12 protein-coding genes are annotated in these 14,194 nt (G+C 71.5%); 6 read left to right on the top strand and 6 right to left on the bottom strand.

Going from position 1 to position 14,194, the window contains the following annotated elements; genetic code table 11:
- The first annotated feature begins 14 nt into the window (after nt 1–14).
- Nucleotides 15–662, top strand: coding sequence for a TetR/AcrR family transcriptional regulator (locus tag HHX37_RS00430; protein ID WP_244301701.1), 648 nt, complete (start codon nt 15–17; stop codon nt 660–662).
- Nucleotides 663–737: 75 nt separating this feature from the next.
- Nucleotides 738–1,106 carry a YkvA family protein gene (locus HHX37_RS00425; RefSeq protein ID WP_182873199.1) on the top strand — a complete coding sequence of 123 codons (369 nt, stop codon included), beginning with the start codon at nt 738–740 and terminating at the stop codon, nt 1,104–1,106.
- Here HHX37_RS00425 and HHX37_RS00420 read toward each other — a convergent pair.
- The 3 genes from HHX37_RS00420 to HHX37_RS00410 form a co-directional block, all read right to left on the bottom strand.
- Nucleotides 1,103–2,299 carry an amidohydrolase family protein gene (locus HHX37_RS00420; RefSeq protein WP_182873198.1) on the bottom strand — a complete coding sequence of 399 codons (1,197 nt, stop codon included), beginning with the start codon at nt 2,297–2,299 and terminating at the stop codon, nt 1,103–1,105. The two genes, HHX37_RS00425 and HHX37_RS00420, sit on opposite strands and share 4 nt — an antisense overlap.
- Before the next feature lie 69 nt (nt 2,300–2,368).
- The gene (locus HHX37_RS00415; RefSeq protein ID WP_111697611.1) at nt 2,369–3,184 is read right to left on the bottom strand and encodes an SURF1 family protein; all 816 of its coding nucleotides are present in this window, start codon (nt 3,182–3,184) and stop codon (nt 2,369–2,371) included.
- A gap of 79 nt (nt 3,185–3,263) precedes the next feature.
- Nucleotides 3,264–3,734, bottom strand: a complete 471-nt coding sequence (locus HHX37_RS00410; RefSeq protein WP_220499510.1) for a winged helix-turn-helix transcriptional regulator — start codon at nt 3,732–3,734, stop codon at nt 3,264–3,266.
- 100 nt (nt 3,735–3,834) lie between these two features.
- Here HHX37_RS00410 and HHX37_RS00405 point away from each other — a divergent pair, with 100 nt between their 5' ends.
- Nucleotides 3,835–4,425 (top strand): TetR/AcrR family transcriptional regulator, encoded by a 591-nt coding sequence (locus HHX37_RS00405; RefSeq protein ID WP_111697613.1) that lies wholly within the window; start codon nt 3,835–3,837, stop codon nt 4,423–4,425.
- Here HHX37_RS00405 and HHX37_RS00400 read toward each other — a convergent pair.
- Entirely contained in the window at nt 4,412–4,735 is a 324-nt protein-coding gene (locus HHX37_RS00400) for a hypothetical protein (RefSeq protein WP_111697614.1), read from the bottom strand. The genes HHX37_RS00405 and HHX37_RS00400 overlap by 14 nt on opposite strands.
- A gap of 110 nt (nt 4,736–4,845) precedes the next feature.
- Here HHX37_RS00400 and HHX37_RS00395 point away from each other — a divergent pair, with 110 nt between their 5' ends.
- Entirely contained in the window at nt 4,846–6,336 is a 1,491-nt protein-coding gene (locus HHX37_RS00395) for a methyltransferase (RefSeq protein ID WP_396774771.1), read from the top strand.
- Between the two features lie 242 nt (nt 6,337–6,578).
- On the opposite strand, the gene HHX37_RS00390 is transcribed toward HHX37_RS00395, so the two are convergent.
- Entirely contained in the window at nt 6,579–9,602 is a 3,024-nt protein-coding gene (locus HHX37_RS00390; RefSeq protein WP_182884139.1) for an AfsR/SARP family transcriptional regulator, read from the bottom strand.
- Nucleotides 9,603–9,840: 238 nt separating this feature from the next.
- On the opposite strand from HHX37_RS00390, the gene HHX37_RS00385 reads away from it, so the two are divergent.
- Nucleotides 9,841–10,377 carry a hypothetical protein gene (locus tag HHX37_RS00385; protein ID WP_182882507.1) on the top strand — a complete coding sequence of 179 codons (537 nt, stop codon included), beginning with the start codon at nt 9,841–9,843 and terminating at the stop codon, nt 10,375–10,377.
- 84 nt (nt 10,378–10,461) lie between these two features.
- On the opposite strand, the gene HHX37_RS00380 is transcribed toward HHX37_RS00385, so the two are convergent.
- The gene (locus HHX37_RS00380) at nt 10,462–11,118 is read right to left on the bottom strand and encodes a GNAT family N-acetyltransferase (RefSeq protein WP_182882506.1); all 657 of its coding nucleotides are present in this window, start codon (nt 11,116–11,118) and stop codon (nt 10,462–10,464) included.
- Between the two features lie 1,142 nt (nt 11,119–12,260).
- On the opposite strand from HHX37_RS00380, the gene HHX37_RS00375 reads away from it, so the two are divergent.
- Entirely contained in the window at nt 12,261–14,180 is a 1,920-nt protein-coding gene (locus HHX37_RS00375) for an HNH endonuclease (protein ID WP_182884138.1), read from the top strand.
- Nucleotides 14,181–14,194 lie beyond the last annotated feature (14 nt).

Genomic DNA, 14,194 nt, shown 5'->3' with positions numbered 1-14,194 from the left:
GTACAGTGACGATCGTGGCCGAGAAGACACGGGAGCTCATCGTCGAGACGGCCCTCCGGCTGTTCCGGGAGCGGGGGTACGAGGCGACCACGATGCGTGCCATCGCCGCGGAGGCGGGCGTGTCGGTGGGCAACGCCTACTACTACTTCACGTCCAAGGAACAGCTGGTCCAGGCGTACTACGACCGGGCGCAGGCGTCGCACGAGGCGGCCTGCCGCGAGGTGTTCGCCGCAGAGAGGTCCTTCGCCGGACGGCTCGGCGGCGTGCTGCGGGAGTGGGTGCGGATCTCCGAGCCGTACCACGAGTTCGCGGTGAAGTTCTTCAAGCACGCCGCCGAGCCCAGCAATCCGCTCAGCCCGTTCAGCGCGGAGTCGGCGCCCGCGCGGGAGTCGGCCATCGCGCTCTACCGGGAGGTCGTCGACGGGTCGGCCGGGCGCATGGACGACGAACTGCGCGAGGAGCTGCCCGAGCTGCTGTGGATGCTGTGGATGGGCGTCGTGCTGTTCTGGGTGCACGACGCCTCGCCCGGCTGTGCGCGCACCCACCGTCTGATCGACCGGGTCGTCCCGCTCGTCGACCGGCTGGTCGCCCTGTCGCACCTGCCCGGCATCAAGGGTGTGGCCAGGGAGGTCATCGAGGTGGTGCACGAGCTGCGGGCGTGACAGGAACCGGGCGGGCGCGGCCGTACGTTAACGGGAGGACAGGGCGGGCAGTGTTGTCCCCCGGGAGGTGTCCTCATGGTGAAGGCAGGACGTGCGGCGGCTACCTGGCGGGCCTACCGCGAGGTGTCCCGGCCGGGCTCGCCCGGCGTGGGCTCGCGCCTCAAGGCCGTGCCCCGGATGATCCGCGCCGCCGTCAAGGGCGAGTATCACGGCCTGACGAAGGGCAAGCTGGCCATGCTCGGCATGGCCGTGGCGTACATCGTGTCCCCCATCGACGTGGTTCCCGACTTCCTCCTGGGCATCGGGATCGTCGACGACTTCGGCGTCCTGCTGTGGCTGGCGACCGCGCTGCTCGGCGAGAGCGGCCAGTTCGTCGAGTGGGAGAACGGCGCCCGGCCGGCGCACGCGCAGGCGCACACGCACACAGGGCGGACGCGGCGTTAGAGCTGTTCCATCCGCAGCCAGGCCCGTGACGGCAGGGGGTGGCCGAACAGCCGGGCGGCGTTGCCGTACGAGACCCGGGCGATGTCGGCCGGGGGCAGGCTGCCGAGGTTGCGGGCCACCGTGCGCTGGGTGTCCGGCCAGGTCGACTCGGCGCGCGGATAGCCGGTCTCCAGCAGGACGTGCTCCATGCCGACGGCCAGCCGCACCGAACTGAGCGCGCTGTCGTCGAGGGTGCCGAAGAAGAAGTTGCGCCTGAGCACCTCGCTGGGCTTCAGGCCGCCCTCCCACGCCGGCTCGCCCGCGACCGGGTGGTCGAGCGCGTAGTCGGCCCGCTCAGCCAGCATGGGCAGCCAGCCCACGCCGCCCTCCACGATGAGGACGCGCAGCTTGGGGTAGCGCAGCGCGACCCCGGACCAGAGCCAGTCGGCGCAGGCGAACATCGCGCTGGCCGGGATCAGCGTGGTGATCGCCTCCACCGGGGTGTCGGGCGAGGGCACCGGCGCCCAGGAGGACGCCCCGGTGTGCAGGCAGACGACCGTCCCGGTCTCCTCGCACGCGGCGAAGAACGGGTCCCAGTGGCGGCTGTGGATGGACGGCAGCCGCAGCCGGGTGGGGAACTCGGGGAACACGACGGCCTTGAAGCCGCGGGCGGCGTTCTCCCTGATCTCCTTGGCCGCGACCTCGGGGTCGGGCAGCCAGGGCAGCTGGAGCGCGATCATGCGCTCGGGGTAGCTGCCCGCCCACACGTCGACGTGCCAGTCGTTCCACGCCCGAACCAGTGCGAGCCCGAGGTCCCGGTCACGGGTGCGGCCGAAGGCCACGCCCGCCTGGCTCGCCAGCATCCCGGGGAAGCAGAGGGCCGCCCAGATCCCGGCACGGTCCATGTCGCCGATGCGGGCCTCGATGTCGTGGCAGCCCGGCCGCATGTCGTCGAAGCGTACGGGGTCGAGGGTCCACTGCTCCTTGGGCAGGCCCGCGCCCACGTCGACCCCGGCACAGGGATAGGTGGCGCCGCCGTACCGCCACACCTGGTGACCCGCGTCGGTCTCCACGACCTTGGGCGCGAGGTCCTTGTACTTCTCCGGGAGACGGCCCTCGAAGAGGTCGGCCGGCTCGATCAGATGATCGTCGACCGAAATGATCACGTAGTCCCGCCGCCTCGGCTCTGGGTCGGGATGCAGCGGCGTCGTCACGAGAGTAAACGGTAAAGCCAAGGGATAACACGGTACAAGCTGCAAGGTCTCCGGTTGGTATCCGTTCGCTCACCTTGCGGTGTCCCGGTCACTGGGTGTGATCACGACGCGTGGCGCGTCCTCGGGGACGGCGTCCCCGGCCTCCCGCAGATCGCGGGCCTCCCGGCGGACGAGCAGGACCCAGCCGCCCACCGCGATGCCGATGAACAACCACCACTGCACGGCGTACGCCAGGTTGAGCCCGCCGCCGGCGCCCACGTCCGGCGGCGGCAGGAGTTCGGGGGAGGCGCCGGCCGGCGGCCGCTGATCGGTCAGCTCGACGAAGCCGCCGTAGACCGGGTACGGCAGGCCTCCGGCGACCGCGGGCGTGTCGATCAGCAGGATCTGCCCGGGCGGCAGCCCGGCCCGGACCCTGATCCCGCTGTTCTCCCGCGTCTCGGCCGGGCGCAGCCGCCCGGTGACCGTCACCTCTCCGGCGGGCGGCGCGGGCACCCGTGGCGGCGCGTCCGCGGTCGCGCCCGCCGGGACCCACCCCCGGTTCACCAGCACGGCGCCACCTGGGGTGACGAGCGGGGTGACCACGTAGAACCCGACGCGGGAGTGGAGGGTGCGCCGGCGCACCACGAGTTCGTGCGCGGGGTCGTACCGCCCGGTCGCGGTGACGAGGCGATGCCCGTCCTTCTCGGGTACGGCCCCACCGGGCCGGTCGAGCCGGTCGATCGGCACGGGCGCGGCGGCGAGGTTGGCGGTGATCCTGGTGCTTCTGGCCGAGTTCTCCTCGAACCGCCCCCACTGCCACTTCCCCAGGAAGAAGAAGGCGGGGATCAGCGCGAGCACGAGCAGGTGCAGGCCGACCCAGCGGCGTGAGAGGAGGAACCGGTACACGTGACCAGCCTAGGCAGCCCCACGGGTGGTCCGTATTTCAGGCACGCGATATCAGGCACGGGATATCAGGCACGCGATATCAGGCACGGGTCAGGCCGAGCCGGGCGCCGGGACCGGGGCGGGGGGTCGCCTCCCGTGGGCCGCCGACCTCGTGGCCGTCGGCGCACAGCAGGCGCAGCGCGACCGCCGCGCCGCAGTCGCGGTGGGTCACCACGACGGGCGGCCCCGCGGAGTCGGCAAGGTAGCGGTCGCCCCAGTGCATCAGGGCCATCATGATCGGGTAGAGGTCGAGCCCCTTCTGGGTGAGCCGGTACTCGTCGCGCTGGCGCTGGCCGGGCTCCCGGTAGGGCACCTTGCGGAGCAGCCCCTCGTCCACGAGGCGGGACAGCCGGGCGCTGAGCACCTGCCGCGGCGCACCCGTACGCGCCTGGAGATCGGCGAACCGCCGGACGCCGTTGAACGCCTCGCGCAGCACCAGGAGCGTCCACTTCTCGCCGAGCACGGCGAGGGTTCGCTCGATGGAGCAGTTGTCCACCCGATAACGCCGCATGTCACGCATCGTATGCACAAACCCCTTCCGCTCTGTCACAATTGAACGAAGCCACCCCCGCGTTTGCAGAACAAGGTTCTGTTGGTTCACCATTGACTTTGTGAACAACGTGAGAAGCGGGCGGGACGGCAGGGCCAGGATCATCGAGGGGGCCCTGCGCAGGTTCAGCCAGAGCGGCGTGTCCGCCACCACGCTCGCCAGTCTCCGTCAGGAGAGCGGCGTCAGCGTCGGCAGCTTCTACCACCACTTCACCAGCAAGGAACACGTCTACGGGGTGCTCTACGCCGAGATCCTGGAGGCGTACCAGGACGCCTTCGTCGACGAGCTCATCCGCCACGAGGACGCCCGCGGCGGGATCGAGGCCATCGTCGCCCTGCACATGGCGTGGTGCGGCGAGCACCCGGAACGCGCCCGCCTGCTGATCAGCGAGCGCCCGCCCCGCCGCAACGAGCCCGGCGGCCCGGAGGTCGCCGAGTCGCGGCGCGACTTCTTCCGCCAGGTCGCCGACTGGTGGCGGCCGCACGTGAAGAACGGCGAGCTCCGGGCGGTCCCCGCCACCATGTGCTACGTGCTGTGGCTCGGCCCGGCGCAGGAGATGTGCCGCCTGTGGTTCAGCGGCGCCCACCAGCCCACCGCGGAGGAGATCCGCGGGCTGGGCGAGGCCGCCTGGCACAGCCTCAAGACGCCGTAGCGCCCACGCCGGGGGACGGCAGCTCCCGGCTGAGCACCCGCCACACCCGGCCGTCGAGACAGATCTCCAGCCGCAGCTCGTAGCGGTGGCGCCGCAGCCCCGGCACCGGGACGCGGTCCTGTACGTCGAACCGCCTGCCGCGGGCGTACCCGAAGCCCAGCTCTCCCGGGAAGACGCGGATCTCGTCCCGGTTGCCGCAGCGGGGACAGGTCCACATGACGACGTCCCTGGCCCGGTTGTAGTCGTGGCAGGCGTCGAAGTACTCGTCGGGGCGCAGGCGGCAGTCGCACGCCAGACAGGGCAGCAGCATCGGGGTCCTCGGTCGGGGGGTTCCCCATATGAATAAGGCCTGCTGCTTGAGTTTCACTTATCAACGGCTTACCGCCGAAGTCCGCGTGCCGTCCGGCGGCGCCGCGATACATTCGATCTGTGGACGCCCCTTCTGACCTGGTCCGACGGCTTCGCGACAGATTCGTGGAGACCGGCTACTCGATCGACGGCGTACGTGAGCGGCTGGGCGACATGGCGGCCTCGGCCCTGGCCCGCGAGGAGATCGTGCCCGCGCTGCGCGCCACCAGGGACGCCGACCCCCTCGCCGCGCTGATCCGCCTCTGGTGGCTGGGTGTGCCGGTCAGCATGGCCGCCGCCGACCTGCCCCTCCAGGACCTCATCGAGACCGGCCTGCTGGTGCGGCTGGGCGACACCGTCCAGGCCACCGTGCATCTCCAGCCGTGGGACGCGGGGGCGGCCGGTCCGGCGTACGTGGTCTCCGACCGCAAGGTGCGGCCCGGGGACCCCTCTCTGCGCCCCGATCACGTCGTGGGGGCGGGCGGCGCGTCGGCGAACCTCGCCCAGCTCGGCTGGGCCGCCCCGGCCGGCCGGGCGCTCGACCTCGGCACCGGCTGCGGGGTGCAGGTGCTGCACCTCGCTCCCCGGGCCGGCCAGGTCGTCGCGACCGACGTGAACCGCCGCGCGCTGCGGCTCGCCCGCCTCAGCTGGGAGCTGTCCGGCGTGCACGGCGTCGAGGCGCGCGAGGGGTCGATGTACGACCCGGTGGACGGCGAGCGGTTCGACCTCGTGGTGTCCAACCCGCCGTTCGTCATCGCGCCGGAGGCCAGGTACACCTACCGGGAGACCGGGCGGCACGGTGACGACTTCTGCCGCGAACTCGTCCGGCGCACGCCCCGCCATCTCGCCCAGGGCGGGCACGCCCGCTTCCTCGCCAACTGGCTGCACGTCAAGGGCGAGGACTGGCAGGACAGGGTGGGCGGCTGGCTCACCGAGACCGGCTGCGACGGCTGGGCCGTGCAACGCGACGTGCAGGACCCCGCCGAGTACGTCGAACTGTGGCTGCGCGACTCCGCCGAGCACGGCACCTCGGCCTACCGGGAGCGCTACGACGAGTGGCTCGCGTGGTTCGAGTCGATGGACGTGACCGGCGTCGGCTTCGGCTGGATCAGCCTGCACGACTCCGGCTCGCTCAGCCCGCTGGTGCGGGTGGAGGAGCTGACGCAGCCGGTGGAGCCGCCGGCCGGCGCGCTGGTCGAGGAGGTCCTGCGGGCGGCCCGCGCCGCGCACGAACTGTCCGACGAGGACCTGCTCGACGCGCGCCTCCGGGTGGCAGACGGAGTCGTGGAGGAGCGCGTCGGCCCGCCCGGCGCCGACGACCCCTCCCGCATCGTGCTCCGGCAGACCCGGGGCGCACGCCGTACGGCCACCGTGGGGACGGTGGAGGCGGCGCTGGCAGGGGTGTGCGACGGAGATCTGCCCACGCGGCCGCTGCTCGCCGCGATCGCGGAACTCACCGGGGAGGACCCGGACGCCGTGCTCGGCCGGGCCCCCGCGGCGCTCCGCCCGCTGGTCGCCGAGGGCTTTCTGTCGGTCGCGAGCCCGGCTGCAAGCCCGCGTTGATCGAAAGTTGAACGCCCGGGGCGACTCTGGTCATGTGCGGGCTCCGGGGGGGTTCGGAGCCCGCACCGAAGCCTGGCCGGTCGTTCATGTGAGGCGGCGAGCCGCCACGGGGCGCACCGGTAAGGACCGGGCCCCCTGCGCGCCCCAAGGCGGCGGGCGGCCGGCCGGGCCGATCTCTCCGGGATACTAGAAGGGGCGAGCGCGTGATCAACCACGTCCGGATGAGCCGGTTGGACGACGACCTACGAGTCGACCTGGGTCTGGGTCTGTTCGGCCAGGAGCGCGGCGATGTCGGCGGCCTCGGGCGAGCCGAGCCGGGTGAAGATCTCCAGCGCCTTGTCCAGGGCGTCCCCGCCCCGCGCGGCCTCTCCGACGCCCATGAGGGCCTTGCCGAGCGCGGCCAGTGACTGCGCCTCGCCGTACGGGTGGGTGATCTCACGGCTGACCGTGAGGGCCTCCTCGGCGTGCCGGGCGGCCTCGGCGAATCTGCCGGCGGCGATGAAGGTAGCGGCGAGCCGGTAGCACACCCGCTGCTCCCAGACCCGCTGGTTGCTCGCGCGGAAGAAGGCCAGGCACTCGGCGTGGTGGACGACGGCCTCGTTGAGCCGCCCGACGTGTGACAACACGTTGCCGAGGTGATAGCGCGCCCGGGCCGTCCCGGCGCCGCTGCCGATCTCGGAGAAGACCGCCAGCCCCCGCTCGGCCGCGGCGATGGCGTCGTCGGGCCGGCCGAGACCCAGGTGGTCGCGGGCCGAGTAGCACGACGCCAGCGCCTCGCCCGCGGGGTTGCCGACCTCACGGTAGATCGCCGTGGCCCGGTCGAACCAGTCGAGCGCCTCGGTGTGACGGCGCTGCCGTCCCGCTACCACCGCGAGCGCGTTGCACGTCTCGCCGAGCACGACGTGGTCGCCGGTCTCCTCGCCCAGGGCCCGGGCCGACAGGAAGTGCGACTCCGCCTCGGCCAGCCGGTTCGCGCCGAACAGCACCCGGCCGAGCATGTACCGGCAGCGCATCTCCGCGCGCTGCTCGCCCGCGTTCCGCGCGGCCGTCAGCAGCGCGGACACCCGCTGCTCGAACTCGCGCTGGCTGGTGCCCGACTCCAGCAGCGGCTCCAGCGCCAGCAGCAGGTCGGCCGCCGGGAGCAGGTCCTCTCCCGACCCGTACGCCCTGGCCACCGCCGCGAACAGGTTCTCGGCCTCCGCCGACAGCCACGCCACCGCCTCGTCGGCGGAGCCGAAGGAGTGGCCGCGCATGCCCAGGTCGACCAGGTTGTCGGCGACCGCGCTGCCCTCGTACGCGAGCCGGTGCGCCGCGCCCGCCGACGCCAGTGAGAAGCCCAGCAGGCGGCGCAGCGCGAGCGCCCGGGCCCCGGGCTCCTCGGCCGCCTCCGCCTGCCGCCGGGCGAACAGCTTGAGCAGGTCGTGGAACCGGTAGCGGCCCTGCGCGGGCGCCTCCAGCAGGCTGGCGTCCACCAGCGACTCCAGCACGTCCTCGGTCTCGGAGAGGGTGAGGTCGAGCAGCGCCGCCGCCGCGGAGAGCGAGATGTCCGAGCCCTCCGGCAGCGACAGCAGCCGGAACGCCCGGGCCTGCCGGGCGTCGAGCTGGCCGTACCCGAGGGCGAACGTGGCCGAGACCGCCAGGTTCCCGATCTTCATCTCGTCCAGGCGGCGGCGTTCGTCGGCGAGCCGGGGGACGAGCGAGGCCACCGTCCACGACGGGCGGGAGGCGAGCCTGGCGGCGACGATCCGCACGGCCAGCGGCAGGAAGCCGCAGGCGGCCACCACGTCCATCGCGGCCGCGCGCTCGGCCGCCACCCGCTCCGGCCCCGCGACCGCGGCCAGCAGCGACAGCGCCTCGTCGGGCTCCAGCACGTCGAGGTCGACGAGCCGCGCCGCGGGCAGGTCGGCGAGCTTGCCCCGGCTGGTGATGATCGCGGCGCAGCCGGCCGAGCCGGGCAGCAGGTGCTCCACCTGGTCGGCGTCGCGGGCGTTGTCGAGCAGCACCAGCATCCTGCGGTCGGCGAGCAGCGACCGGAACAACGCCGAGCGCTCGGCCAGGCCGTCGGGGATCACGTCCATCGGGATGCCGAGCGCCCGCAGGAACGCGACCAGAGCGGTCTCCGGCGCGGTGGGCTCGACGCCGTACCCGCGCAGGTCGGCGTAGAGCTGGCCGTCGGGGAACAGGTCCTCCGCGAGATGGGCCACGTGGACGGCCAGGGTCGTCTTGCCGACGCCGCCGATGCCCGACATCGCCGCGATCGGCACCCCCTCGGCCGTGCCGCCGGCCAGGCCCTCGCCGCGCAGCAGCGCGAGCAGCCGGTGCACCAGGCGCGTGCGCCCGGTGAAGTCGGTGATCGCCGCGGGAAGCTGCGCCGGTCTCGGCATCTCGACCATCGGGCCGTGACCCGGGCCGGTCTCCCCGTCCCCGTTCTCGTCCCAGGCGTCGTCGTGCTGCGACAGCCGTACGGGAGGGGACGCGGGGGCGAGCGAGGGATCGGCGGCGAGGATGCGCCGGTGCATTTCGCTCAGCTCGGCGCCCGGCTCGATGCCGAGCTCGTCCACCAGCGCCTGCCGGGTCTCGGTGAACACCGCCAACGCCTCGGCCTGCCTGCCGCACCGGTAGTAGGCCAGCATGAGCTGGACGCGGATCCGCTCGCGCAGCGGGTGCTCGGCTGCGAGCGCGACCAGCTCAGAGATGATCTCCGCGTGCCGGCCGAGCTCCAGGTCGACCTCCATGAGGGCCTCGACGGCCCCGATGCGGCGCTCGGCCAGCCGGTCGCGCTGGTGCTCGGCGTACGGCCCGACCGCGCCGGCGAGCGGCTCGCCCGACCACAGCCCCAGGGCGCCGCGGAGCCGCCGGGCGGCCTGCTCCACCCGGCCCGCACGGCGGTCCGACTCGGCGGCGGCGCACTCCCGGTCGAATACGGCGAGGTCGAACCGGGCGGGGCCGAGCCGCAGCGCGTACCCCCGGCCCACCGAGGTCAGCAGTTGCGGCGGCGTCCTGGGCGAGCGGCCGGGCTCAAGGACGGTGCGCAGGCGGGAGACGTAGGTGCGCAGCGCGCCCAACGCACGCGGTGGGGCGTCCTCCCCCCAGACGCCGTCGATCATCTCGGTCGGCGAGACCGCGTGCCCCTCCCGCAGCAGCAACATCGCCAGAATGGAGCGTTGCAGGGGCGTGCCGAGATCGAGTTCGACACCGTCGCGCCACGCCAGGACGGGTCCCAGTACGGCGAAGCGCAGGTCGTCCGAGGTGGCGTGGTCAGGCATGTGGAACCTGTCTCCTGAACGGCAAGATTCGTGAGCAAATGATAGATCGTGCGGCGAGGCGCCCGTATAACGCTCCCGCCGATTTACCAGGGTTCAGCGTGCGTTCAGGTGCTTGAAAGCGGCCTGCAAACCGCCGTCCGGGCGGTGAAAGCGATTTGCAGGCGGAGCGGCTTATCACTGAGACGCAACCCCGACAGCACCCCGCATCGGGGGATCGTCCTCGAACAGGAGAACCGAAATGCGTCGCTCCATCATCCTCGGCCTCGCCGCTGCCACCGCCGTCACCGCCCTCGGGCTGCCGGCCCTCACGACCGCCGCCAGCGCCGCCCCGGCGTCCGCGGCCTCCGCCTCCCACCACGACGACGACTGGGACTACTCCGAGTGGTGGGGCACCTACTGGTCCTCCAACCACCTCGCCAAGGCCAAGGGCCACATCGACGTGAACTACGACGACGAGGAGTCGAACCGGGTCCACGTCACCGGCAAGCTCTACGACCAGGACAACCGCACCTACCGGCACGGCGGCAAGTGCGCCTACATCCGGTTCCGCGTCCAGGACTGGGACGACAGCGAGGACGACTGGTCCTCCAGCTTCAAGTCGTACAAGTACTGCGGCGCCGGCGGCTACAAGCAGATCAACTTCTGGCGCTACGACGTCGCGCAGGTCCAGGCGCAGGTCTGCCAGATCGGTCTGTACAGCAAGTTCCCGGTCAAGTGCGGTGGCTGGCACGAGATCTACAACGCCTACGACGACGAGTACGGCTACGACGTCTGATCGTCCGCCGGCATGACGCGGCCCGTCCCTTCCCGGGACGGGCCGCTCCCTTTTATGGGTTTTGGATCTGTCTATGGGGGCTTGTCAGGCTGCTTCCGACGCCGGTTCCAGAAGGCCCAGCCTCGCGCGGAGACGCTCGCGTACGGCGGGCCATTCGGGACTCAGAATCGAGTAGTACGCGGTATCTCGGACCGTGTCGTCGGCGCCTCGGCTGTCCGCCCGTCGCACACCGTCCAGGTGTGCGCCGAGGGCCTCGATGGCGGCCCGGGATCGGGTGTTGCGTACGTCTGCCTTGAGGGTGATCCGGTGAACCTGCCAGGTCTCGAAGGCCAGGGAGAGCAACAGGTACTTGCTCTCCCGGTTGACACCGGTGCCCTGGGCCGACGCGGCGAGCCAGGTGTACCCGATGTCCGCGACGGACGGGACCTCGCCCACCGCGCCCTTGGCACCCGGAGGCCAGGGCATCGGGCCCTGCCAGTACTCCAGGTTCATCAGACGGGTGGCACCGACCACGCGGTCGGTGTGCAGCCACCGGATGGCGAAGGGCATCGTGCGGCCCTCCGCCTGCTCAGCCAAGGCGGCCTCCACATAGGAGGCCATCTCGTCCCGTCCAACGGGAACGCGAGTGAAGGCGTACGTAGAACGGTCTTCACTCGCCGCGGCGACAAGATCGTCGAGCACCGCGAAGCTGAGCGGTTCCAGGCGCACGGAGCGCCCGGACAGGGTGACAAAAGCGGGCATGAGCACATGATGGGGGCTGCTGGGCACGCCTGATGCCAAATGGCACAAGACATCTTGGCGGGGCGTGGGTTAAGGACCGAGCCCGGTCGAGAATCCGCAGGTCAGACGGCTGATCGCCGTTCCTGTTCGCGGGTGCCCAGGGTAAAGTTTCAGCCAAAGATCCGCCGGTCCGCCGAGGAGCGTTCGGCACGATTGGGAGGACACCTTCTGCGGGGTGTCAAGACCCCCGCCGACAGCACCCGCGACGCCCTTTTCCTGGAGTCCCGTCCCCGGGGTTGCGCCCGGTCGTCACCCGGGTTACGCCGGGCCGTCACCCGGGTTACGCCGGGTCGTGTCAGCACGTTGCGCCCCCGTCCCGCCACCGAATTGCGGCCGGGTTCGCCCCACTGGGCTGTGCCCCCGGTCCCGTCACAGGGTTTCCGGGGGCCTGCCGATGGTGCGGAGAGTTTGTCGATCGTAGGGGCGAGCCCGTCCTCGGCCTCCTACTTACCTGCACCCGCAAACACGGCCCCCGGCCGGTTTCCGAGGTTCCTTTCCGCTGAAGCCGTGATGACGACAGAGATATGGAATGCGAATGCGTCTTATGGCTCTGGTATCCGAGTTGTGCCGAAATCACCACCTGGCCAGTGGCTCCAACTAACGTATTCGGCTGGTTGCTGTCCGTGACGGCACATGAAAGAATACAGACAGATTTTCGAATGCATCGAGGGGGTGTGATGGACCTGTTCGACGATGGTTCTGACCACCCTCATCGTTCGATTGGTGAGGACGCCGACTGGTGGGACCAGTTGACGGCCGGTTCGCCGCTGTGGTCTTCCGAGGGTTCAGCCGCCCGTGAATTCATCCCGATCGTCGTTCCTGGGGCGCGAGAGCGCGCGAGTCGTAACGACAGCCAGGCGAAGGTGGGCGCTCCCGACGGTGCTCCGGGTAGCGCTTGTGGCGATGTACCCGGCGATGCCCCCGACGGTGTGTCTGATGGTGCTCTTGGTGGTTGCTCTGGCGCTGGCTTTGATGACGCGGGCCGGGGTCGGAATGCGGGCCGTGATCGGGATGCCGAGGGTGCGCCCAATGGCGCGACGGACGGTGCGCAGAGTGGTGCGCCGGATGGTGCCTTCGACGGTGTCTTCGAGGGTGATCGTGGTGTGGGGTCGTCGTGGGTGGCGGTGGCGGCGGTTGGTGAGGCGGCCCGGGTGGTGGCGCTCGTGCCGGCACCCGACTCGGCGGAGGTGTGTCTAGCCGAGGCCGAGGAGTTGCTGGCGGCCCGCGACCGCATCACCAGCGCGCTGGCTGCCCGGGTCGGGCGCGTTCACCGGGCTGGGGAGGCGAGGAACCATGGGCACGCCTCGACCAGGTTGTGGTTGCGCTCTGTCGGGGGGATGACGATCCCGGGTGCGGGCCGGTTGGTGACGATGGGCATGGAGTTGGGTCGTCTGTCGCGGGTGCGTGAGCGGTTCACCGAGGGCAGCCTGGCCGAGGGGATTGTGGAGGCGATCTGCACCGCCACCGCCGGGTTGACCGATGAGCAGGCGACCACCGCTGAGCGGATTTTGCTGGAGTTGGCAGGTTCGGCGGGTGCGGCGGAGGTGGCCAAGGCGGGGCGGTATCTGCGGGCGGTGCTGGACCCCGACGGCCACGAAAGCGATGAGCAGGCCGACTTCGACCGCCGCTTCTTCCGGGTGCGGCGGCGCAGGAACGGCGGGCTGGAGGGAGAGTTCTACCTCCCGGTGGAAGCCGCGGCCCGGTTGCAGCACCTGCTGGACGTCTACGCAAAGCCGAAGGCCGAGGGCGACGACCGCACCCCGAGCGTGCGGAACGCCGATGCGGTCATCGCGTTCCTGGACAACAAGATCGCGACCGAGCTTCTGGTGCTGGTCACCGCCGAATCCCTCCCCGACGACCCCCCAGCCGACAACCCCGGAGCCGACAACCCCGCAGGCACCACCCCCTCAGGTGATCCCACAGCCGGCCCCTCAGACGACCCCTCTGCCGACCACCCCACCAGCGACCCACCTGCCGACCACCTCACCAGCGACCCCTCAGACGCCGACCCGAGCGACGGCCCTGGCCCCGCCCCTTCGGGCATCGGCCCTTCAGACCCAGGCTTCTCAGACCCAGCCCCGAGCGATGGCCCTGGCCCTGGGCCTGACGTCTGGACTGCTGAGGACTTCGACATCGACGCCTGCGCGACCTGCGCCACCGCCACCGCCACCGCCACCGCCACCGGCGCCGACGCAACGGACGCCGACAGCGAGCGCTCTGCCGCCGACTCCGCTGAGCAGTGGCCTGATTGCCCGGCCCGCGACTGCCCGGCGGAGGACCACCGCCATGCCTCCGAGCCGGGTGAGGCGCCGCACGGGATGCCGAGGGAAGGAGTCGACACTCCGCCGCAAGCGGGAGCCGATGCCTGGCTGGGAGCGGAACGCAACCACCCACCGGTCGGGCGTGACCAAAGCCCGCCGAAGGCCGGCTCCGATGCCCCACCGTGGGCAGAAGGCCACGCCCGACCGGAAGGCGGTGCCTGGCGGGGAGGCCGGGCATGGCCGGGAGGCAGCGCCTGGCCGGGAGGCAGCGCCTGGCCGGGTGTGGAACGCGACGATTGCGCGTGGGCAGGGGTGGGGGTGAACAGTCCGCCGCCGGGGGTGTGGTTGCGGGGGTTGCCGGGGTTGATCCTGGCGACCGGGCATCTGCTGCCCGTCTCCCGCGTGCATCGCCTGGCCCGTACCAGCACTTTGGTGCGGATCGTGATGGACGCCGGTGGGCAGGTGCTGGACATGGGCCGCAAGGTCCGTCTCGCGACCCCGGCGCAGCGGCGGGCGGTCTTCGCCCGGTATGCGACCTGCTGGGTGGACGGCTGCCCGCTGCCGGCCACGATGTGCCAGATCGACCACGCCGAGGACTGGTGCAGCGGCGGGCTGACCGACCTCAAGCTGCTGGGGCCGGCGTGCCAGTTCCACAACCGCGACCGCTACCGCCACCCCACCCGCTACACCCGCCGCAAGATCGGCGACGACCGCTGGGCCTTCACCTACCGAAACCCTCGTACCACCCGACTGCGGATATAGAGGCGGGTAGGCGC

Origin of the sequence: Microbispora sp. H10885 (assembly GCF_014161415.1) — a bacterium.
Lineage (GTDB): Bacteria > Actinomycetota > Actinomycetes > Streptosporangiales > Streptosporangiaceae > Microbispora > Microbispora triticiradicis.
This window is presented reverse-complemented; position numbering and strand designations above follow the sequence as displayed.

Coding starts and splice junctions, on each gene's coding strand:
- HHX37_RS00400 (WP_111697614.1), bottom strand. CDS start 4,735: ATGCTGCTGCCCTGTCTGGCGTGCGACTGCCGCCTGCGCCCCGACGAG.
- HHX37_RS00390 (WP_182884139.1), bottom strand. CDS start 9,602: ATGCCTGACCACGCCACCTCGGACGACCTGCGCTTCGCCGTACTGGGA.
- HHX37_RS00410 (WP_220499510.1), bottom strand. CDS start 3,734: ATGCGGCGTTATCGGGTGGACAACTGCTCCATCGAGCGAACCCTCGCC.
- HHX37_RS00385 (WP_182882507.1), top strand. CDS start 9,841: ATGCGTCGCTCCATCATCCTCGGCCTCGCCGCTGCCACCGCCGTCACC.
- HHX37_RS00380 (WP_182882506.1), bottom strand. CDS start 11,118: ATGCCCGCTTTTGTCACCCTGTCCGGGCGCTCCGTGCGCCTGGAACCG.
- HHX37_RS00425 (WP_182873199.1), top strand. CDS start 738: ATGGTGAAGGCAGGACGTGCGGCGGCTACCTGGCGGGCCTACCGCGAG.